Source organism: Hymenobacter frigidus (assembly GCF_014640435.1).
In the GTDB taxonomy this organism is placed as follows: domain Bacteria; phylum Bacteroidota; class Bacteroidia; order Cytophagales; family Hymenobacteraceae; genus Hymenobacter; species Hymenobacter frigidus.
Genome location: NZ_BMGY01000105.1, coordinates 1 through 711 on the forward strand (window position 1 = coordinate 1; position 711 = coordinate 711).

A 711-nucleotide genomic window follows, 5' to 3' on the forward strand; every position below is an offset into this window, starting at 1 on the left:
TGCATGACGCAACGTCCGGTCGTATTCTTTGGACAAGCGCCGGTTCATGTCGAGCCACGCGAACGTGCGCTCGACAATCCAGCGCCAGGCGTGGATACAGAAATTGGTTTTCCGCACCAGTACGTGCGCCGGTTTCTCGACCCGGATACCGTAGCGCCGGGCCAGGTGCTGGCGGAAAACGCCGTGAAAGGAACTGTCCACGAAAACGACCTGGACGGCCCCCAGCAGTTCGTGCGTGGCGGCCACCTCGTCCCAAAAAGCAATGGCCGCGGCGCCGTCCACCGCGTCGGCGGGCAGCACCCGACTGGCCAGCACATGGCCCAGCGTGTCGGTGAGCACCAAGCGTTTACGCCCCTTGACCAACTTGCCCGCGTCGAAGCCCACGGTGGCTCCGGTGGCCGTGGCCGTATTTTTGACGCTTTGCGTGTCGAGTATCACGGCCGTGGGGCAGGCTTTTTTTGGGCGTGTTCCCGGCTGCTCACCGTCAGACAGGCGCTTACCCGCGCCCAGGTGCCGTCGGCTTCCCACTTGTCAAAGTACCAATACGCCGTGCCCCAGGGCGGTAAATCGCCCGGTACGTCCCGCCAGACGCACCCGTTTTTGAGCACGTACAAAATGGAATTGACGATTTCCACCAGTGGCCATTTGCTGCGCCGCTTGACCACCAGCAACGGCTCCAGCCGCTGCCAGTCGCGGGCGCAAAGGTCTGAA

At 63.0% G+C, this 711-nt stretch carries 2 protein-coding genes; both read right to left on the reverse strand.

The features are described from left to right. On the reverse strand, positions 1–438 hold a 438-nt coding region (locus IEW17_RS20645), incomplete at its 3' end, for a transposase (protein ID WP_188563953.1). Then, a partial coding sequence (locus IEW17_RS20650) for a transposase (protein WP_188563954.1) occupies positions 435–711 on the reverse strand: 277 nt, incomplete at its 5' end. The genes IEW17_RS20645 and IEW17_RS20650, both read right to left, overlap by 4 nt.